This window comes from Paraburkholderia sp. J11-2 (assembly GCF_905220185.1).
In the GTDB taxonomy this organism is placed as follows: domain Bacteria; phylum Pseudomonadota; class Gammaproteobacteria; order Burkholderiales; family Burkholderiaceae; genus Paraburkholderia.
This window is the reverse complement of record NZ_CAJMYY010000016.1, coordinates 127,961-147,711: the sequence shown is the minus strand read 5'-3', so window position 1 is coordinate 147,711 and position 19,751 is coordinate 127,961. Positions and strand designations below refer to the sequence as shown.

Below are 19,751 nucleotides of genomic sequence, written 5' to 3'. Positions count from 1 at the left end.
ATTTGACAATCTATAGTATTGACGATCTATAACAGGCTGCTAGAATCCGTCCACACTGGTTGCAGGGTTTGAAATTTTTAACCACCTTCCCGGCCCTTCAGACGCAACGCGTCGCCGTTTTGCCGAACCCCTGCACGGCTTGCATACGGTCTAGATTGGTTGTTCTTGTCAGCGCCCCTTTGCGCTGGCTTTTCGTGTGAGAACTCCCGGCGCGCGCACATTGCGTGCCTGGTTGTCCAGGAGGAGTTCCACTCACGGCGACTTGCCGTTTTCCCGACACCGCTGCCGCACCAGCCAGGGCGCGCGGTGTCTTGATCCTGTGATTGGCCGTCTGCCTTGTGCCGACTCCTTTGCCGGATCATGCAACATGGGGAGATCTGTAGATGAATACCTGGTTATCGTGGTGGCGCGCCGACGAGCGTGTAGCTCTGGGTCTGCGTGCGCTGCTGCGTCGTGGCACGCGTCTTAGCCATCACCTGTTCAGCATTGTTGGCGGCTGTGCCGTTCTGTTCGCGCTTGCCGTCTGGCTGCTGCCCACGTGGCGCGGCACGCTGGCCGCTCGCGTGATGCCCTTCGTTTCCGCGGCGGTGCAGGCCGGTCCGGCGCGCCTGCTGCAAGGCAACCCGCTGCCCTCGTTCGCGCCCCGCGGCGCTGCGATCAACGACGACAACGCCGACGGCGCGATGCTGCCCACGGCGCTTGCGCCCGCTAACGGTGCCGCCGGCCCTGTTGGCGCCACGGGCGTTGCGCCCGCGGGCTCCAACGGCCCGGTCGCGAAGGTTGCGACCGCCGTGTCGAACGGCGGCATCGCCACACTCGACGCCGTGGCGCTCAACGGCCTCGATCCGCGTGCTCTGCCGAGCAATGTCGGTTCGCTCGCGCGCATGATTCCGCCCCAGCGCATCACGCCCGACGCACGCGACGACCGCGTACTCGTCTCGGCGCGCGAACAGGCGCTCGTCGCTACCTATCTGGCGCGCCGCTACCGCGTAGCGCAGGAACCGGTTGGCGAACTCGTAAAGGCGGCGTTCGACACCGGCCGTGAAGTGGGGCTTGATCCGCTGCTGCTGCTCGCCGTGATGGCGATCGAATCGGGCTTTAACCCCTACGCCGAAAGCGGTGTGGGTGCGCAGGGCCTCATGCAGGTCATGTCGAAGGTGCACTCGGACAAGTTCCAGTATTTCGGCGGCCAAAGGGCGGCGCTCGATCCGCTCGCGAACATCAAGGTCGGTGCGCTGGTGCTCAAGGATTGCATCGCGCGCGGCGGTTCGCTGCCGGGCGGCCTGCGCCTCTACGTTGGTTCGAGTTCACCCGACGACGGCGGCTACGGCGCCAAGGTAATGGCCGAGCGCGGGCGTCTGCGCGACGTCGCACGCGGCCGCAACGTGCCGATCAACGCGCCGCAGGCGCCCGTCACCAGCACGGCCAGCACGCCTGCGCCGCAGAAGGTGGCGAGCATCAACGGCGAGAAGCGCGTGCACGTGACGCTCGACAACGCCCACGCGATGGTCGAGAAGTCGTCGGCGAACAGCGGTTCCGAGCAGGACGACGCCAGCACGAGCACGACGGCTCAGAAACACGGTTCGTCGGAACTGGGTGCCTGAGTACCGGGCTGAAAGATCAGACGTAACAAAAAAGGCACCCTCGGGTGCCTTTTTCTTTTTCTGTTTGTCGACCCGCGCGGATCAGCGGCCGAAGAACGTATGCAGCCGGCCGACCGCTTCTTCCAGACGCTCGTACGCCGTGGCATACGAGAGCCGTACATATTGGCGCGGCGCGGCGACGCCAAAGTCCATGCCGGGCACCATCACCGTGCCCGCGTCGTGCAGCATCGCGCGGGTGAGCGCGTCGCTGTCGCCGGCGGCGGGGTGCGTGACATTCGAGCAGTCGGCGTAGACGTAGAATGCGCCGTCGGGTACCACGGGCACCGTGAAGCCGAGCGACTCGAGCGCCGGTACGATGAAGTCGCGGCGGCGCTTGAATTCGAGCCGGCGCGCTTCGTAGATCTTGAGCGTGTCCGCCTCGAAGCAGGCAAGCGCGGCATGCTGTGCGAGCGCCGACGCGCAGATGAACAGGTTCTGCGCGAGCTTCTCGAATGCACCTACCAGCGAAGGGGGCACCACGAGCCAGCCCAGGCGCCAGCCGGTCATGTTGAAGTACTTTGAGAAGCTGTTGACGGTCACCACGTCGTCACCGAATGAAAGCGCGGAGACGGGCGGCGCGTCGTACGAAAGCCCCTGATAGATCTCGTCGACGATCGTGAAGCCGCCGCGCGCGCGTACGGTTTGCACGATGCGCCTGAGTTCGTCGGGCTCGATCGACGTGCCGGTGGGGTTCGACGGCGAGGCGAGCAGCACGCCGCGCGTGCGCGGCGACCACAGGCGCTCGACATCGGCGGCGGTGAGCTGGTAGCGCGCCTCCGGGCCGCTCGGCACGAGCACCGGCTTGCCTTCCGCGGCGGCCACGAAGTGCCGGTTGCACGGATAGCAGGGGTCGGGCATCAGCACTTCGTCGTCGCGGTCGACGAGCGCCGTGCACGCGAGCAGGAGCGCCGCCGAGGCGCCCGCCGTCACGACGATGCGCGCGGGGTCGACCGTGAGGCCGTAGGCGTGCTGGTAATGCGCGGCGATCGCCTCGCGCAGCGCGTGGATACCGAGTGCGCTCGTGTATTGGGTGACGCCGCGGCGCAATGCGGCTGCGGCGGCCTCGACGACGGGCTCGGGCGCCGTGAAGTCCGGCTCGCCGATGCCCATGTGGATGATGTCGCGTCCGGCGCGCTCGAGCTTCGCGGCTTCCTTCGCCAGTTCCATGACGTAGAAAGGCTGGATCTCGTCGACGCGCGCGGCTAGCCGCAGCAGCGGTTCGGCAACGATGTTCATGCGGGTCTTTCCAGTACTGACAGATCACGCGACGCGCGGGGCAGGGCGCTCAGGCGCACCGCTTGCCCCGGCGGCTCGCGTTCTTACGACTTGCGGGCGTTTTGTGCTTCGGTGGCGCGCAGTTGCGCCGCGAGCTTGTCGAGCACGCCGTTCACGTACTTGTAGCCGTCCGAGCCGCCAAAGGTCTTCGTGAGCTCGACCGCCTCGTTGATCACGACGCGATACGGAATGTCGACGTGATGCTTGAACTCGTAGGTCGCGACGAGCAGCACCGCGCGTTCGACCGGCGAAAGCTGCTCGATCGGACGGTCGAGGCACGGCGTGATGGAGGCGGACAGTTCGTCCGACTCGCGGATGACGCCGTGCAGGATCGCGTCCAGATGCTCGTGATCGGCCTTGTCGTACCCCTGCGAACCGCGCAGTTGCGCGTCGATCTCGCCGGCGGGCACACCCGACAGCAGCCACTGATACAACCCCTGCGTGGCCAGTTCGCGGGAGCGGCGGCGCGCGCTCTTCATTGCTGTTCCTCTTCGTCTTCCTCGTCTTCTTCTTCGTCGTCGCCGCCGTCAAGCTGCTCCAACGCCACCGTCAGGTTCGCCATTTCAACGGCGACACGCGCGGCGTCACGACCCTTTTCCGTCATGCGGGCCACGGCCTGCTCGTCGTTTTCGGTGGTGAGCACGGCGTTCGCGATAGGCACGTTGAAGTCGAGCGAGACGCGCGAGATGCCCGAGCCGCTTTCGTTCGAGACGAGTTCGAAGTGGTACGTCTCGCCGCGCACGACCGCGCCGAGCGCGATGAGGGCGTCGAACTGGCCGCTTTCGGCGAGCTTTTGCAGCGCGAGCGGGATTTCGAGTGCGCCCGGCACGGTGACGAGCAGCACGTCTTCGCCCGTCACGCCGAGGCGCTCGAGCTCTTCGATGCAGGCGTCGGCAAGGCCGTTGCAGACGGGTTCGTTAAAGCGCGACTGGACGATGCCGATGCGCAGTCCGTCGCCGTCGAGGTTCGGTTGGTATTGTCCGATTTCCATGTGGTGTCCGTAAGTTCGGTTGAGCGTGGTGACGCGTGAAATGAGCGCGATGCGACTTCAGGCGCGCGACGAGGCAGGGTCAGCGGCTTCCGGCGGGCAGGGCGCTTCTGCATTGCCGCCGGGCATCGGCACGAAGCCGGTGACTTCGAGGCCGTAGCCCGACATGCTGCCGAGGCGGCGCGGCTTCGAGAGCACCTGCATGCGGCCCACGCCGAGTTCGCGAAGGATCTGCGCGCCGATGCCGTAGGTCTTGAAGTCCACGGGCCGGCGCGCGAGCGCCTCCGCGCGCTCTTTCTGGTCGAACGCCTTGAAGACGTCGATCAGGTGTTCCTTGGGTTCGCCGCAGTTGAGCATGACGATCACGCCCACGTCGCGCGAGGCGATCTCGCGCATGGCGGCGTCGAGCGTCCAGGAGTGCGTGGACGAGCCCGTTTCGAGCAGGTCCAGCACCGAGAGCGGCTCGTGCACGCGCACGGGCGTATCGATGCCGGGCTTGGGCGTGCCGCGCACGAGCGCAATGTGCGGCGTGCGCGTGGGGTGATCGACGTACATGATCGCGCGGAACGGGCCGTGCGCCGTTTGCATGGTGCGTTCGGCCACGCGCTCGACGATCGATTCGGTGCGGCTGCGATAGTGGATCAGGTCGGCGATGGTGCCGACCTTCAGGCCGTGCTCCTGTGCGAACTCCATGAGGTCGGGCAGGCGCGCCATCGTGCCGTCGTCCTTGATGACCTCGCAGATCACGGAGGCAGGCGTCAGGCCCGCGAGCGCCGTGAAGTCGCAGCCCGCTTCGGTGTGGCCCGCGCGCACGAGCACGCCGCCCGGCTGCGCCATGATCGGGAACACGTGGCCGGGCTGCACGATGTGCTCGGCGCGCGCGTCGTGCGCAACGGCGGCCTGGATCGTGCGCGCGCGGTCGGCGGCGGAAATGCCGGTCGTGACGCCTTCTGCGGCCTCGATGCTGACCGTGAACGCCGTGCCGTACTGCGTGCCGTTGCGGTAGGTCATGAGCGGCAGGTTGAGCAGCTTGCAGCGCTCCTGGGTGAGCGTGAGGCAGATCAGCCCGCGGCCGTACTTCGCCATGAAGTTGATGGCTTCAGGCGTGACGAACTCCGCAGCGATGACGAGGTCGCCCTCGTTTTCCCGGTCTTCTTCGTCGACGAGGATGACCATCTTGCCGGCTTTGAGCTCGGCGATGATCTCAGGGGTGGAGGCGAGCGTCATGTTGGGATTCTGGCTGCGATTCTGGCTGGAAAGGCCACATTTTACGCCACGCGGGCGGGCGCGTCGCCCAGAACGCGGGACAGCGCCACGCCTTTTGCCTGGTGGCCCTGTGTTCCGGCGTGTCTGCGTGGCGGCGGGCGGGCTTCCGTGTTGGCTGAACGGCCGACTGGTGCGCGAATCGCACTGATTCCACACTAGTAACGCTTGACGTTATTAACGTGATACGTTACTATCCATGCCGATTACTTCCTTTGCCTGCCGCGACACCGCGGCGCTTTTCGCCGGGCGACGTGTCGCCCGCTTCGTTGCCATTGAAACGGTCGCGATGCGCAAGCTGCAGCAGATCCACGCAGCCGCCACGCTCGCGTTCCTGAGGGCGCCGCCGGGTAACCGGCTGGAGAGTCTCTCCGCGGAGCTGGAAGGCTGGTACAGAATCCGCATCAACGGGCAGTGGCGCATCTGCTTTCATTTCGCTGGCAGCGAGGCATCGGACGTACGCATCGTGGACTATCACTGAGGAGCAAAACCATGGCACGTGAAGTACCGCTTGCCACACCGGGCGAGATTCTGAACGAAGAGTGGCTCAAGCCGATGGGCATCAGCCAGTACGCGCTCGCCAAGGCGATCGGCGTGCCGCCGCGCCGCATCAACGAGATCGTGCTCGGCAAGCGCGCCATCACGGCGGACACCGCAGTGCGCCTTGCGGTGTATTTCGGCACCGACGCGCGCAGCTGGATGGAATTGCAGGCGCACTACGACACGGAAATCGCGAGCGAGGCGCTGGCCGAGGTGCTCGCGCGCATCACGCCGCACGCGCGCGCCGTTCCCGCCTGAGCTGGTTTGCGGCGGGAGGGCGGCGGCGTCAGCGCAGGATCACGTCGTCGGCGAGCCCTTTTGTCAGTTCCAGCGCCTGGCGCTCGAACAGGCGCCGGTACAGGCCGTTCTCGCGGCGCACGAGCGCGTCGTGCGTGCCTTCCTCCGCTACGCGTCCGCGCTCGAGCACCAGCAGCCGGTCGAGCGCGCGCACGGTCGAAAGCCGGTGTGCGACAACCACGGTCGTGCGGCCCTCCATGAGTCGCTCCATGGCTTGCTGGATCAGCACTTCGCTTTCGCTGTCGAGACTCGAGGTCGCTTCGTCGAAGATCAGGATCGGTGCATTCGCGAGAAACGCGCGCGCGATCGCCACGCGCTGGCGCTCGCCGCCCGAGAGCTTCACGCCGCGTTCGCCCACGAGCGTGTCGTAGCCGTGCGGCAGCGCCACGATGAAGTCGTGGGCGCTAGCAAGCTTCGCCGCGCGCTCGATTTCGGCGTGCGTGGCGCCTGGCCGGGCGTAAGCGATGTTCTCGGCAAGCGACCGGTGGAACAGCACCGGCTCCTGCTGCACGATGGCGATCTGCGAGCGCAGCGACGCCTGCTGTACGCGCGCGATGTCCTGGCCGTCAATCGTGATGCGCCCTCCGGAAACGTCGTAAAGGCGCTGGATCAGCTTGATGAGCGTGGTCTTGCCGGAGCCCGAATGACCGACGAGGCCCACACGCTCGCCCGGTGCGATGCGTAGCGTGAGGTTCTCGTAAAGCGCCCTCGCGTCCGCGTTCGCGCCATAGCGGAACGTCATGTTCTCGAAGCGGATATCACCTTGATCTACGACGATCGGCGGCGCATCGGGCAGGTCTTCGATGCCGAGCGGCGCCGCGTCGAGCGAGACGAGCTCTTCCATGTCGTTGACCGAGCGCTGCAGGTTGCGCACGTGCATACCCACATCGCGCAGATAACCCTTGAGCAGGAAGAACAGCGTGAGCGCGAACGTAATGTCGCCCACGCTCGCGAGACCGCGTGCCCAAAGCAGCAGCGCTGCGCCGAGGATGGCCGCCTGCATGCCAACGAGCAGCGCGCCCTGCACGCCGCCATTGAGCGTGCCGCGCCGCCACGTGCGCCGCGTGCGGCTGCTCCACTTCGATACGACGCGCGCGAGCCGCGCTTCCTCGCGCGTTTCCGCGCCGAAGGCTTTCACGACGGCGTTGCACGAAATGGCGTCGGCGAGTGCGCCGCCCATCTTCGTGTCCCACTGGTTCGCGAGCCGAGCCGAGGGCGCAACGTAAAAGAGCGACAGCGAGACCGTGATCGCCAGATACACCGCGGAGCCAAGGCCGACCACGAGGCCCATCACATGCCACTGCACCGCGAGCAGGATGGTCGAGCCGACCAGCATGACGAGCGACGGGAAGAGGGCAACGAGCAGCGTGTCGTTGAGCAGGTCGAGCGCCCACATGCCGCGCGTGACCTTGCGCACCGTGGAACCCGCGAAGCTGTTCGCGTGCCAGTCCGTCGAGAAGCGCTGCACGCGGTGAAAGGCCTGCGTGGCGATCTCGCTCATCATGCGCAGCGTCAGCGTGATGATGTTGCGGTACGCGGCCTGCCGCATGATCGTGCCGGCGAGCCCGAGCGCCGTGAGCGCCCAGAACGCGACGACCGCCGCATGCCATGCGGCGGCGCTGCTCGCGGCGCCGTCGTGGGTGAGGGCGTCGACGAGCTGGCCTGCGTAGTGCGGCGTAAGCACGTCCGCGAGCGCGCCGAGCAGCGAGGCGAGCGCCACGGCCGTCACGCGCGCAGGCTGGCGCGCCCAGTGCCGGAAGGTGAAGCCGAGGACCTTGCGGAACGTTTGTCCGCCCGATTCGGGTTTGTTATTTAGCTCTGTCATGGACAGCATGCTCCGGACGTGGCGCCCGAAGACTCTCCTGAAGGAAGCGTGAAGCGTTAAGACGGAAAACGGGACCAGCGCGCCCTGGCATGCGTTGCCGGACGGCCTGACCACGAATTCTCGGAAATACACGGCGCGGCGTTTGAAAACAGGCCGCGCGGGACGCGCTATGGCTGCGCTGGAAGCGGGAAGGTTGCGTGGTGAGACGCGACTTGCAACATCACCCGGAGGACCATCGGCATGGCGGCGCTCGTTTCAATCGTTGCCAACTGTGCCTCCTTGTTCGATTCGGGTGACGGGAACGCGGCACGCCGTGCGGCGAGCGCGTAGGGAAAGGCTAGATTCTATCAGCGCCCCGGCGCGCGTGCTTGCGCGCGTCCGGGGCATTGCGCTGGCTCAGCCGTTTTCAGTCTTGTGCGGCCGAACCGGCTGCCTTGTCGGCCGAGAGCATGCGCTCCACATACCGCGCAATCAGATCGATCTCGAGATTCACCTTCGTGCCAGCCTGAAGATGCTTGAGCGTGGTCACATCCACAGTGTGGGGGATCAGGTTGATCGAGAATTCGCAGCCGTCGGCGCGATCGTCGACCGAGTTGACCGTGAGGCTCACGCCGTTCACGGTGATCGAGCCCTTGTAGGCAAGATAGCGGCCGATTTCCGCCGGCGCGAGAATGCGCAGCTCGTGCGACTCGCCCACGGGCGCAAAGCGCGTGACGGTGCCAAGACCGTCCACGTGACCCGAGACGATGTGGCCGCCCAGACGGTCGTTCGCGCGCAGCGCCTTTTCGAGGTTCACTTCGCCGGTTGCCGCGAGGCCCACCGTGCGGTTCAGGCTTTCGCGCGACACATCGACGTCGAAACTCGTTGCCGACTTCTCGATGACGGTCATGCACGCGCCCTGGATCGCGATGCTGTCGCCGAGCTGCACGTCGTCGAGGCCGAGGTCGCCCGCGTTGACGGTCAGGCGCACGCCGGCGTCGGCTTCGGTGCCGAGCGGTTTGATCGATTCGATGCGGCCCACTGCCGCGACGATTCCGGTAAACATCGTGCTGTTCCTTGTGTTCAGTGCATCAGTGAGGGTCAGGCGTCTTGCGTCGTGACGACGCGCGCAAGAATGCGCAGGTCGTTGCCGAGACGATCGACGGAATGAAATGCGAGGCGCGTGCGCTCGTCGAGCGTTGCGGGCGCGGCGATGTCGATCATGCCGAGCGAGTTCGTGCCGAGCAGCGACGGCGCCACGTACACGAGCAACTCATCCACGCAGCCTTCGCGCAGGAGCGACCCGTTGAGCTTGTAGCCGGCTTCCACGTGCAGCTCGTTCACGCCGCGCGCGGCGAGTTCCGAGAGCATGGCCGGCAGATCGACCTTGCCTTGATCGTTGCCAAGCGCAACGATTTCGGCGCCGCGCACGCGCAGCGCTTCGGCGCGTTCTTCGTTGCTCGCGTCGAGCGCCGCGCAGAACACGAGTGTCGGCGCGCCCACGAAGATCTGCGCGAGCGGCGAGACGTCGAGCCGGCTGTCGATCAGCACGCGCTTGGGCTGGCGTGGCGTGTCGACGGCGCGCACGGTCATGCGCGGATCGTCTTCCTTCACCGTGCCGATACCCGTGAGAATGGCCGAGGCGCGCGCGCGCCAGGCGTGGCCGTCGGCGCGCGCGGCTTCGCCCGTGATCCATTGGCTTTCGCCCGAGGGCAGGCCGGTGCGGCCGTCGAGCGATGCGGCCACCTTCATGCGTACCCATGGGCGCTTGCGCGTCATGCGCGAAACGAAGCCGATGTTCAGCTCGCGCGCCTCGTTGGCGAGCAGCCCGCAGCGCACGTCGATACCCGCGTCGCGCAGGATCGACAGGCCGCGGCCCGACACGAGCGGGTTTGGGTCTTCCATCGCAGCGATGACGCGCCCGACCTTCGCCTCGATCAACGCGTTCGCACAGGGCGGCGTGCGGCCGAAGTGGCTGCACGGCTCGAGCGTCACATAGGCGGTCGCGCCGCGCAGGTCGTGGCCGCGCGCGCGGGCGTCCTTCATCGCCTGGATTTCGGCGTGATCCTGTCCTGCCGGCTGCGTGAAGCCCTCGCCAATCACCACGCCGTCTTTCACCAGCACGCAGCCCACGCGCGGGTTCGGGTCGGTCGTGTACAGGCCGCGCTGCGCGAGCGCGAGTGCACGCTCCATGTGGACGAAATCGGATTGCGAAAACATCGTCAGGCTTTCTCTCGGGCGGCGGTCAGGTGGTGGGCCGGCGGGCGCGTGGCGCGCCGGCTGTCGATAGCGTGAGGCCTTACTGCGTCACGTTTTCAGCCGCGGCTTCCGCTTCAAACGCGCTGCGCGCCGCGGCGATCGTCTCGTCGAGGATCGCATCGTCGTGAGCGCTCGAGACGAAGCCGGCCTCGTAGGCCGACGGCGCGAAGTAGACGCCCGCGTCCAGCATGCGGTGGAAGAAGCGGTTGAAGCGCGCGATGTCGCTCTTCGTGACTTCGGCGAAGCTGCCTGGCACCTTGTCCGCGAAATAGAGGCCGAACATGCCGCCCACCGAATCCGCCACGAACGGCACCTTCGCTTCGCCCGCGGCTGCCGTAAGCCCCTTCGCGAGACGTTCGGTCTTCGCCGTGAGCTGCTCGTAGAAGCCCGGCGCCTGGATGAGCTGCAGCGTCTTCAGACCGGCCGCAACCGCGATCGGGTTGCCCGAGAGCGTGCCCGCCTGGTACACCGTGCCGTTGGGCGCGAGGTGATCCATGATCTCGCGACGGCCGCCGAACGCGGCCGCAGGCATACCGCCGCCGATCACCTTGCCGAGGCACACCAGATCGGCTTCGACGCCGTAGAGCGCCTGCGCGCCACGCAGGCCAACGCGGAAACCGCACATCACTTCGTCGAAAATCAGCACGCTGCCGTGCTTCGACGTCAGGGCGCGCAGCGTGTGGATGAATTCGGGCGTGGCCTTCACGAGATTCATGTTGCCCGCGACCGGCTCGATGATCACGGCGGCGATCTCGTCGCCGAAGGCCTTGAACGCTTCTTCGAGCGCCGCGACGTTGTTGTATTCGAGCACCGTGGTGTGCTTCGCGATGTCCACGGGCACGCCGGCCGAAGTCGGGTTGCCGAACGTGAGCAGGCCCGAGCCCGCCTTCACGAGCAGGCTGTCGGCGTGGCCGTGATAGCAGCCTTCGAACTTCACGATGCGATCGCGCTTCGTGAAGCCGCGCGCAAGACGCAGCGCGCTCATGGTCGCCTCGGTGCCGCTCGACACCATGCGCACTTGCTCCATCGACGGGACGATCTTGCAGATTTCCTCGGCGATCTCGATCTCGGCCTCGGTGGGCGCGCCAAACGAGAAGCCGTTCGCGAGCACGCGCTGCACGGCTTCGAGCACTTCCGGATGCACGTGGCCGACGATCATCGGGCCCCACGAGCCGATGTAGTCGATATAGCGCTTGCCTTCGGCGTCCCAGAAGTACGGCCCCTGCGCGCGCTCGATGAAGCGCGGCGTGCCGCCGACCGAGCGGAACGCGCGCACGGGCGAGTTCACGCCGCCCGGAATGGTGCGCTGGGCGCGTTCGAAGAGGGCTTCGTTGCGGTTCTGCGTGCTGGACTGGGTGCTGGACATGAGTGCTGGACCTGCGAAAGTGGTGTGGCGCGCGACCCTGACGAATGGGGCCGGCGTACGGACCCATGCGGCGCCGCATGGGCGCGGGCGATGGGGCTGTTCTCTCGAAATTGTACCGGAGTCGCGCGGATCGGGCCGGAGCCCCGGGTTGGCTCGGGGCACCTCCGGGCGGCCGGATTCAGCGCGTTGGCTGCCTGCGTTTGCGCGCTGGCGGCACGAGGTGCGGCGCCGTGTCGCGCGCTTCGACTTTGGCGGCTGCGCGTTTGCGGGCGGGCCGAATTGCACCCGGTGCGGGTGCATCGTTCGCCGCCGATGCCGCGTGCGCGTCGTGCCACGCCTGCATGGCCGCGAGCGCCGGCACCGGCATCGGCCGCCGCCCGGTCAACTCCGCCCAGCGCTTTTCCAGCGCGCCTTCGGCAACCGGCTTGATGACCGTGCCCGAACTCTGTGCGTCCCAGGTTTGGACTGAAAACGGATGCGCACGTAAATCGTCGCGTGCGATGACGACTTCCTCGCCCGCGTCGACGAGCCAGTCGTAGACGAAGTCGATGCACAGCCTGTAGCCGCGCTTGTACGCGGCGTCCGGCACCTCGTAGGGCGCGCGCGTGACGTAGCCGGAACCGAAGAGCCCGCGCGGCTCGGCGGCGACGCGGTGCAGGAACACCCGGTCGCCCGGCAGGATGCCGCGCGCGAAACCGCATCCCCAGGTGTCGGCGACGGCTTCTCCGGCGCGCACGCGGCGCGCGAAGTCGGGCAGTTCGGGCCAGGGCCACTTCTTGGGGCTCCAGATGAGCAGGAAGGCTGTCATGTCGGCGACGTGGCAAGTTGAGCGAAAGCGCGCAGCTTAGCGCAAAGCCGCGGCGATGCCGCATGGGGAGCGGCGAAGGGCGGAGAAAGGGCGTCAGGTACAATTCGACGGCACTGCGTTGCCGTTTTGTCCGCTCCCGCAGCGACGGATAGAACGGCCCATGACATCGAGCACGCGCGAGCCGCGCGCGCTCCGCCGCCCTACACACCATGTCCCATTCCCCGCGCCGCCGGCCCGATGGCCGGCTGATCCTGTTGCTGGGCGCACTCGCCGCCTGTGGCCCGCTCGCCACCGACATGTATTTGCCAAGCCTGCCTGCCATCGCGCAGTCGTTCGGCGTGAGCGCCGCCGCCGCGGCCTCGACGCTCACGAGCTTCATGGCCGGCTTCTCGATCGGCATGCTGCTCTACGGCCCGGTTTCCGACGCCTATGGCCGCCGCCCCGTCCTGCTCGGCGGCATCGCGCTTTTCACGCTGGCTAGTATCGCCTGCTGGCTCTCGTTCTCGGTGGGCGAACTCGTGATCGTCCGCTTCCTTCAGGCGCTCGGCGCGGGCGCGGCCTCGGTGCTGTCGCGGGCTATCGCGCGCGACGCCCACGAGCCTTCCGACGCCGCCAAAGTCCTCTCGATGGTCGCGATCGTCACGGCGATCGGGCCGCTGCTCGCGCCGCTCATCGGTGGACAGTTGCTTTTGATCGGCGGCTGGCGCGTGGTGTTCGTCGTGCTCACGCTCTTCGGCCTTGCGTGCGCCGTGGCGGCCTACCTGCGCGTGCCTGAAACCTGGCCGCCGGAAAAGCGCGAAAGCGCAGCCGTGCTGCGCTCGTTCGCAGCTTACGGACGCTTGCTGCGCGATCCGCTCGTCTGGGGGCACATGCTCTGCGGCGGCATGGCGTTCGCCTCGATGTTCACCTATATCTCCGCCACGCCGTTCGTCTACATCGAGTATTTCCACGTTTCGCCGCAGCACTACGGGTTCTTCTTCGGCGCGAACGTGTTCGGCATCATGCTCGGCAACTTCCTCAACACGCGTTTCATCGGGCGTCTCGGCACGCTGCGCATGGTGTCGATGGCGTCAGGCGTGAGCATCGTCGCGTCGCTGTTCGTCGCGCTCATGTGCGTAACCGGCTGGGGCGGCCTGTGGTCGATCGTGTTCGGCCTCTTCTTCGTGGTGAGCGTGGTGGGGCTGCTCGGCGCGAACTGCGCGACCGATCTCATGTACCGCTATCCGAAGAACGCGGGCGCGGCAGCGGCGGTATTCGGCGCGACGCAGCTTGCCCTCGGCGCGCTCGCAAGCGCCGTGGTCGGCTGGTTCCCGGGTATCTCGCCGTTCGGCATGGGCGTGACGATCGGTGTGTGCGGCCTGATGACGTGGGTGGGGCGCGCGCTCGTTGTGAAGTGGCACGGCACGCCGGCGCCGGACACGGTGCAAACGGCCACGCCGTGAAGTCGACGTAGCGCAAAACGAAAATGGGACGCCGAGGCGTCCCATTTTTTATCGCTTGATTAAGCGGACTTCAGTCGCGCGCTGTAGGCGACGCGCCATGGCTCAGCCAGTCGAGCACGGCCGATGCGTCGTCGTCGGCATGTTCGCGCGCCTTTTCGACGGCGTTGCCGAGATCCGCATCGGGCGAAGCGCGGCGAATCGCGACGCCCACCGCGAGGATGTCGATCATCAGCAGATGCAGAATGCGCGAGATCATCGAAAGCTGCGACTCGCGCATCTCGATGTGATCGGTTTCGAGCGCCACGGTTGCGCGCTTGGCGAGCGGCGTGTTGCTCGACGTGATGGCGATCACCTTCGCGCCCGCTTGCATCGCGACGTCGAGCACGCGCAGCAGTTCCGGCGCGCGGCCCGACTTCGAGACGGCCACGATCACGTCGCCCTTGCCGAGCAGCGCGGCGGAAGCGGCCTGCATATACAGGTCGCCATAGGCGATGGTCGGGATGCCGAAGCGGAAGAACTTGTAGTGCGCGTCCTGCGCCACGATGTGCGAGTTGCCGAGCCCATAGAACTCGATGCGGCGCGCGCCGTTGAGCAGCGTGATCGCGTTCTCGACCTGCTCGAAGTTCAGGTGCTCGCGCAGTTGCAGGATGGCCGAGACGGTGTTGTCGAGCACCTTGGCGCCGAAGTCGGTGGCGGTGTCGCCCAGATGCACCTGGCTGTGGCTCACCGGAATCGTGCCGGTCAGGCCCGTGGCGAGCTTCAGCTTGAAGTCCGAGAGGCCCTGGCAGCCCAGCGAGCGGCAGAAGCGGATGACCGTGGGCTGGCTCACATCGGCCTTGCGCGCAATATCGACGATCGGATCGTTGATGATCGAGCGCGGGTGGTTGAGCGCGAGGTCGGCCACACGGCGCTCGGCGGGCGTGAGCGCGTCGCGCATCTGGCGAATACGTTCGAACACGGCCGACGATCCGCCGCCCGCGCGATTCGAGAGCTGCTCCGCGAGAATGGCCGACACGCCGAGGAACGCCGGATACTCCGCCGTGATGACGTAGGTGGGCACGTTCGCGAGATAGGTGTCGAAGCGGCCTTTCGCCTCGAAGCGCTGACGGAACGACGAGCGCGTGAACAGATCGCCCAGGCGCGGCACCACGCCGCCGCCGATATAGATGCCGCCGAGCGAGCCGAGCGTCATCGCGATGTTGCCCGCGAAGCTGCCGAGAATGCCGCAGAAGCATTCGACGGTCTCGAGCGCGAGCGCTTCGCCTTCGTGTGCGCGCTTCACGACTTCGGCCGGGTTGAGGTCCGCGGACACCTTCTTCTTGTCGCGTGCGGCGAGCGCGCGATAGATGAGCTCGACGCCGGGCCCCGCGCATACGCGCTCGAACGACACATGCGGCCACTTCTTGCGCGCGAACTGCAGCACGATGTCTTCGCGCTCGTCCTGCGGCGAGAAGCTGGCGTGGCCGCCTTCGCTGCCAAGCGCGATCCAGCGGTCGTCGGCGGGAATGAGACCCGAGACGCCGAGACCCGTGCCCGGACCGAGCAGGCCGATCACGCTGTTCTGGCGGCGCTGGCCGCCGCCCACCTGCACGCGCTGCGAGTCGGTCAAGCCGGGCAGCGCCATGGCGAGCGCGGTGAAATCGTTGACGACCAGCAGCGTGTCGAAGCCAAGCGCGCGGCGCGTGGCTTCGATCGAGAAGGTCCAGTCGTGATTGGTCATGCGCACCTGGTCGCCGTCGACCGGATTCGCAATGGCGATGGCCGCATGATTCACGCGGCCGATCTTGTTGTCCTTCAGGTATTGCTGGATCACTTCCGCAACGCCCGGATACTGCGCGCACGGATACACGCGCACCTGGCCGATCTCGCCAGGACCCGTTTCCAGCGCGAAGCGCGCGTTGGTTCCGCCGATGTCGGCGAGCAGCCTCGGACCGTCGGCGTGCTGGCCTGCGCCAGGGGCGTTTTTATTAGGCGCACCAGTAGACATCGAGTCTCACTCCCTTGTCGTTCGCCAGCTTCGAGATGGCGTTGTTTTGTTCGGCCGCGGCGGCCTGTTGCAGCACTTCGAGCTTGCGCTGTCCCGCGATCAGCAGGAACAGCCGGTCGACCTGGCGCAGCGCCTGCATCGACCACGAAACGCGCGCGTGCGGCGCGGCCTGCGGATGCACGGCCACGAACGGGCGCGCCGTGGTGATCGCTTCGTGCCATTCTGGCGCGTCGGCGAAAATCGAGGCCGTGTGGCCATCCTCGCCCATGCCGAGCACGGCGACGTTCGGAAGCTTGCGGGCGGGGTCGGCGTTGAGCGCGGCGACGTGCGCGTCGAGATCCTGCGCCACATCGACGAGCGGCAGGAAGCGCGCGTTGGCCGCTTCGTGCGTGAGCAGCGTCTCGCGCGCGAGGCGCGCGTTGCTCGCGGAGTCGGTGTCGCTCACCCAGCGGTCGTCGACGAGCGTCACGTCGATGTGCGCCCAGTCGAAGCGGTGCGTCGACAGGGTCTCGAGGAAGGGGCGCGGGCTCGTGCCGCCGGAGACGGCAAGCGTTGCACGGCGCACGGCAGTACCGGGCGCCGCTTGCTGAGCGGCGAGCGACGCATGTAGCGCGTCGCCCACGGCTCGCGCCAACGCGTCGGATTGGACGCGCGGGTCGTCGAATACGTGAAGCTCGATCACTTCTCCTCCATGCTGCTTTTTTGTAGGTCTACAGGGTCGTTCATCTGTCCGGTCCGACTTCGCGCTCGCGGTGCGCGAAGCCATGCAATGCCATCAGTTCTCTTCTTCGAGCCAGCAGGTGCCGTGCTGCGCGAGCATCGCGCTCGCCGCCGCGGGTCCCCACGTGCCGGCCGCGTACGGCTTGGGCGCGCGCGGCGAAGCCGCCCACTCGTTCAGGATCGGCTCGACCCATGTCCAGGCCGCTTCCTGCTCGTCGCGGCGCACAAAGAGTGCGAGGCGGCCGTTGATCACGTCGAGCAGCAGGCGCTGGTAAGCCTCCATCTGCCCTTCGCGGAAGAACTGGTCGAACGCGAGATCCAGATGCACGCTGGCGAGATTCATGCCTTCGCCGGGCTGCTTCGCGAGGCAGTAGAGGCGGATGTTCTCGTTCGGCTGCAGGCGGATCACGAGGCGGTTCGCACCGGGGCGCAGCGCCGGCGCGCCGAGCGCCGAATGCGGCACCGGGCGGAAGTTCACGACGATCTCGGCCACGCGGTCGGCAAGACGCTTGCCGGTGCGCAGGAAGAAGGGCACGCCCGCCCAGCGCCAGTTCTCGATCTCCACCTTGAGCGCCACGAAGGTCTCGGTGTGGCTTTCGGGCTTCACGCCATGCTCGGTCGCATAGCCCGGCACCGCCTGGCCGCGGATCACGCCCGCGTGATACTGACCGCGCACCGCGACCTTGCTGATGTCGAGCGGGTTGATCGGCTTGAGCGCGCGCAGCACGCGCAGCTTTTCGTCACGCACCGAATCCGAATCCATCGAATGCGGCGGTTCCATGGCGACGATCGAGAGCAGTTGCAACAGGTGATTTTGCACCATGTCGCGCAGCGCGCCAGTGTTGTCATAAAAATCGCCGCGTGCTTCCACGCCCAGTTCCTCGGCAATCGTGATCTGGATGCTCTCGACCCACTCGCGGCGCCACAGCGGCTCGAAGAGCGCGTTGCCGAAACGCAGCGCGAGCAGGTTCTGCACCGGCTCCTTGCCGAGGTAGTGGTCGATCCGGTAGATCTGGCCTTCGGCGAAGATCTCGCCCACGGCGTCGTTGATCGCATTGGACGACTTGAGGTCGTAGCCGAGCGGCTTTTCCAGCACGATGCGCGAGTTCTCGTTCAGACCGACGGCGGCAAGCGCGCGGCAGATCGGCACGAACAGCGACGGGCCCGTAGCCAGATAGAACACACGAATGCCGGGCAGCGACGCGATGCCGTCGCGCAAGTGCGTGAAGTCTTCGGCGCGCGAGAGGTCGAGCTTCACATAGACGATGCGCTCGAGGAAGCTGGCCCATGCGCTGTCGTCGAAGCCGCCGTTCTTCGTCACATGCGGCTTGACGTGCTCGTCGACCCACTGGATGTACGCCGCGCGATCCTCTTCGTGGCGCGCGACGCCCACGATCTTGCCGGACTCCGCGAGCATGCCTGAACGGTGTGCTTCATACAGGGCGGGGAGAATCTTGCGCATCGACAGGTCGCCGGTGGCGCCGAAGAGCACGAACGTGAAACCTGAATCGATCTGGTTTTGCATGAGTCTCAGTCAGAGTCCTGGGGGCCGCTGCAGGGTACATCGGGTGTCCATCGATGTGGGCGATCGGGCGGCCGTAGTCCGATAAAATTTTTTTTGACACTGAATTGTAGTTTAACTACAATCCAAATCAAGAGGTAACGTTCATTCGATGAAAAAAGCGTGAAACGCAGCCAGCAAGGCGGTTTGCGCGGATTCGCGAGCGGACGGAATGCCCCCTCATGTTAACGGAGAACCACGCGGGACTCAGCCGGCTTGCCAGTGAGCCGTGCGCCCGGTTCCCCAGCGTGCGGAGGCTTCAAGGCCGTGTGACGCAAGCGGCGCCTCGGCCGGCCAGGTGGCCGGTGAAAATCAAAAGAGGAGACAGTCAAGTTGCATTCAGATCCACTCATCTCTTGAGCGTCCTGCGGCCGGTAACCGGCACGCGGCCCGCGCGCATCTAACGAAAAGCACGCGCGCGCGGCACTCCGGCGCCCGTCCGTCCAGTGTTTTGCCTGTTTTGCCTGTTTGACCAACCACCGCACCCTGGCGATCAGGGGCCAATCGTTTTTTGTTCAGGTGTCTGGAGGAGATAAGCAATGAAATTCCGCGCGATCATGGGCGCCCTGTGCGCAGCAGGTCTGTTGGGCGGCGTCGCCACGGCGCAAGCAGCCGAGTCTCTCGAAGTGCTGCACTGGTGGACCTCGGGCGGCGAGTCGAAGGCCGTTGGCGTGCTCAAGGACGACATGACGAAGCAGGGTTATGTGTGGAAGGACTTCGCGGTCGCCGGTGGCGCGGGCGCGGCGGCCATGACCGCACTGAAGACCCAGGTGATCTCGGGCAACGCGCCGACGGCCGCACAGATCAAGGGCCCGCTGATCCAGGAATGGGCGGAGCAGGGCGTGCTGGTGCCGATCGACGCCGCCGCGACCGACTGGAAGGCCAACCTCCCGCCGCAAATCGACAAGATCATGCATGCGGATGGCCACTATGTCGGCGCACCGTTCTCGGTGCACCGCGTGAACTGGGTGTGGATCAACAAGGCCGCGCTCGACAAGGTGGGCGGCAAGGCGCCGACCACGTGGCCGGAATTCTTTGCACTGGCTGACAAGTTCAAGGCCGCGGGCATCCAGCCGGTCGCCGCCGGCGGTCAGCCGTGGCAAGACCTGACGCTGTGGGAAGACGTGGTCCTCTCGCAGGGCGCTGACTTCTACAAGAAGGCGCTCGTCGACCTCGACCAGAAGACCCTCACGTCGCAGCAGATGGTCGGCGTGTTCGACACGGTCCGCAAGATCGAGTCGTACATGGATAACGCCCGCACGGGCCGCGACTGGAACCTCGCCACGGCCATGGTCATCAACGGCAAGGCCGGCATGCAGTTCATGGGCGACTGGGCAAAGGGCGAGTTCGCGAGCGCGAACAAGCAGCCGGGCACGGACTACGTCTGCGCAGCAGTGCCGGGCACCGCAAAGGCCTACACTTTTAACGTCGACTCGTTCGTGTTCTTCCAGCAGAAGGGCCAGAAGGCTGCAACGGCGGGTCAGCTCGCGCTCGCCAAGACGATCATGAGCCCGGAATTCCAGGAGCAGTTCAGCCTGTACAAGGGTTCGATCCCGGTTCGCCTGGGCGTGGACATGAGCAAGTTCGACGACTGCGCCAAGAAGTCGTACGCGGATGAGCAAACCGCGATCAAGGCCGGCGGCTATGTGCCGTCGCTCGCGCACGGTATGGCTCAGCCGGACGCGACGGCCGGTGCGATCACCGACGTCGTGACGAAGTTCATGAACTCGAACCAGGATTCGAAGAGCGCGGTGGAAGCGCTCGCGAAGGCTGCGAAGACGAAGTGAGCGAAGTGAGC

Annotated in this window: 17 protein-coding genes; 5 read left to right on the top strand and 12 right to left on the bottom strand. The window is 66.4% G+C overall.

Annotated features, from left to right (window positions below; genetic code table 11):
- The first annotated feature begins 383 nt into the window (after nt 1–383).
- The gene (locus tag U5A57_RS22975) at nt 384–1,604 is read left to right on the top strand and encodes a lytic transglycosylase domain-containing protein (protein ID WP_321913932.1); all 1,221 of its coding nucleotides are present in this window, start codon (nt 384–386) and stop codon (nt 1,602–1,604) included.
- An 81-nt stretch (nt 1,605–1,685) separates the two neighbouring features.
- On the opposite strand, the gene U5A57_RS22970 is transcribed toward U5A57_RS22975, so the two are convergent.
- From U5A57_RS22970 to ribBA, 4 genes are all read right to left on the bottom strand, one after another.
- The gene (locus tag U5A57_RS22970) at nt 1,686–2,879 is read right to left on the bottom strand and encodes a pyridoxal phosphate-dependent aminotransferase (RefSeq protein WP_321913931.1); all 1,194 of its coding nucleotides are present in this window, start codon (nt 2,877–2,879) and stop codon (nt 1,686–1,688) included.
- Nucleotides 2,880–2,962: 83 nt separating this feature from the next.
- The gene (nusB, locus tag U5A57_RS22965) at nt 2,963–3,397 is read right to left on the bottom strand and encodes a transcription antitermination factor NusB (RefSeq protein ID WP_028205233.1); all 435 of its coding nucleotides are present in this window, start codon (nt 3,395–3,397) and stop codon (nt 2,963–2,965) included.
- Complete coding sequence (ribH, locus tag U5A57_RS22960; RefSeq protein WP_321913930.1) at nt 3,394–3,909, bottom strand: 6,7-dimethyl-8-ribityllumazine synthase; 516 nt, start codon at nt 3,907–3,909, stop codon at nt 3,394–3,396. Before ribH ends, nusB begins: the two co-directional genes overlap by 4 nt.
- Before the next feature lie 57 nt (nt 3,910–3,966).
- Entirely contained in the window at nt 3,967–5,133 is a 1,167-nt protein-coding gene (ribBA, locus tag U5A57_RS22955; protein ID WP_321913929.1) for a bifunctional 3,4-dihydroxy-2-butanone-4-phosphate synthase/GTP cyclohydrolase II, read from the bottom strand.
- A gap of 235 nt (nt 5,134–5,368) precedes the next feature.
- On the opposite strand from ribBA, the gene U5A57_RS22950 reads away from it, so the two are divergent.
- Both U5A57_RS22950 and U5A57_RS22945 read left to right on the top strand, forming a co-directional pair.
- Complete coding sequence (locus U5A57_RS22950) at nt 5,369–5,650, top strand: type II toxin-antitoxin system RelE/ParE family toxin (RefSeq protein WP_321913928.1); 282 nt, start codon at nt 5,369–5,371, stop codon at nt 5,648–5,650.
- An 11-nt stretch (nt 5,651–5,661) separates the two neighbouring features.
- The gene (locus tag U5A57_RS22945) at nt 5,662–5,967 is read left to right on the top strand and encodes a HigA family addiction module antitoxin (protein WP_321913927.1); all 306 of its coding nucleotides are present in this window, start codon (nt 5,662–5,664) and stop codon (nt 5,965–5,967) included.
- A gap of 28 nt (nt 5,968–5,995) precedes the next feature.
- Here U5A57_RS22945 and U5A57_RS22940 read toward each other — a convergent pair whose 3' ends face one another.
- The 5 genes from U5A57_RS22940 to U5A57_RS22920 form a co-directional block, all read right to left on the bottom strand.
- Nucleotides 5,996–7,831: an ABC transporter ATP-binding protein gene (locus U5A57_RS22940; RefSeq protein ID WP_321913926.1), complete on the bottom strand. Its 1,836-nt coding sequence runs from the start codon at nt 7,829–7,831 to the stop codon at nt 5,996–5,998.
- Nucleotides 7,832–8,237: 406 nt separating this feature from the next.
- Entirely contained in the window at nt 8,238–8,876 is a 639-nt protein-coding gene (locus tag U5A57_RS22935; RefSeq protein ID WP_321913925.1) for a riboflavin synthase, read from the bottom strand.
- Nucleotides 8,877–8,911: 35 nt separating this feature from the next.
- Complete coding sequence (gene ribD, locus U5A57_RS22930) at nt 8,912–10,030, bottom strand: bifunctional diaminohydroxyphosphoribosylaminopyrimidine deaminase/5-amino-6-(5-phosphoribosylamino)uracil reductase RibD (protein ID WP_321913924.1); 1,119 nt, start codon at nt 10,028–10,030, stop codon at nt 8,912–8,914.
- Between the two features lie 79 nt (nt 10,031–10,109).
- Nucleotides 10,110–11,435, bottom strand: coding sequence for a glutamate-1-semialdehyde 2,1-aminomutase (gene hemL / locus U5A57_RS22925; protein WP_321913923.1), 1,326 nt, complete (start codon nt 11,433–11,435; stop codon nt 10,110–10,112).
- A gap of 178 nt (nt 11,436–11,613) precedes the next feature.
- Nucleotides 11,614–12,243, bottom strand: a complete 630-nt coding sequence (locus U5A57_RS22920) for a hypothetical protein (RefSeq protein ID WP_321913922.1) — start codon at nt 12,241–12,243, stop codon at nt 11,614–11,616.
- Between the two features lie 209 nt (nt 12,244–12,452).
- Between U5A57_RS22920 and U5A57_RS22915 the strand changes: the two genes are divergently transcribed.
- On the top strand, nt 12,453–13,685 hold the full coding sequence (locus tag U5A57_RS22915; RefSeq protein ID WP_321913921.1) for a Bcr/CflA family multidrug efflux MFS transporter: 1,233 nt from the start codon (nt 12,453–12,455) through the stop codon (nt 13,683–13,685).
- 70 nt (nt 13,686–13,755) lie between these two features.
- On the opposite strand, the gene U5A57_RS22910 is transcribed toward U5A57_RS22915, so the two are convergent.
- The 3 genes from U5A57_RS22910 to zwf form a co-directional block, all read right to left on the bottom strand.
- On the bottom strand, nt 13,756–15,672 hold the full coding sequence (locus tag U5A57_RS22910) for a bifunctional transcriptional regulator/glucokinase (RefSeq protein WP_321913920.1): 1,917 nt from the start codon (nt 15,670–15,672) through the stop codon (nt 13,756–13,758).
- Nucleotides 15,653–16,354: a 6-phosphogluconolactonase gene (gene pgl / locus U5A57_RS22905; RefSeq protein WP_321913919.1), complete on the bottom strand. Its 702-nt coding sequence runs from the start codon at nt 16,352–16,354 to the stop codon at nt 15,653–15,655. The genes U5A57_RS22910 and pgl overlap by 20 nt, the downstream gene beginning before the upstream one ends.
- Before the next feature lie 93 nt (nt 16,355–16,447).
- A complete protein-coding gene (gene zwf, locus U5A57_RS22900; RefSeq protein ID WP_321913918.1) occupies nt 16,448–17,917 on the bottom strand; it encodes a glucose-6-phosphate dehydrogenase in 1,470 nt (489 codons plus the stop codon).
- Nucleotides 17,918–18,492: 575 nt separating this feature from the next.
- Here zwf and U5A57_RS22895 point away from each other — a divergent pair.
- Nucleotides 18,493–19,740 (top strand): ABC transporter substrate-binding protein, encoded by a 1,248-nt coding sequence (locus U5A57_RS22895; RefSeq protein ID WP_321913917.1) that lies wholly within the window; start codon nt 18,493–18,495, stop codon nt 19,738–19,740.
- Nucleotides 19,741–19,751 lie beyond the last annotated feature (11 nt).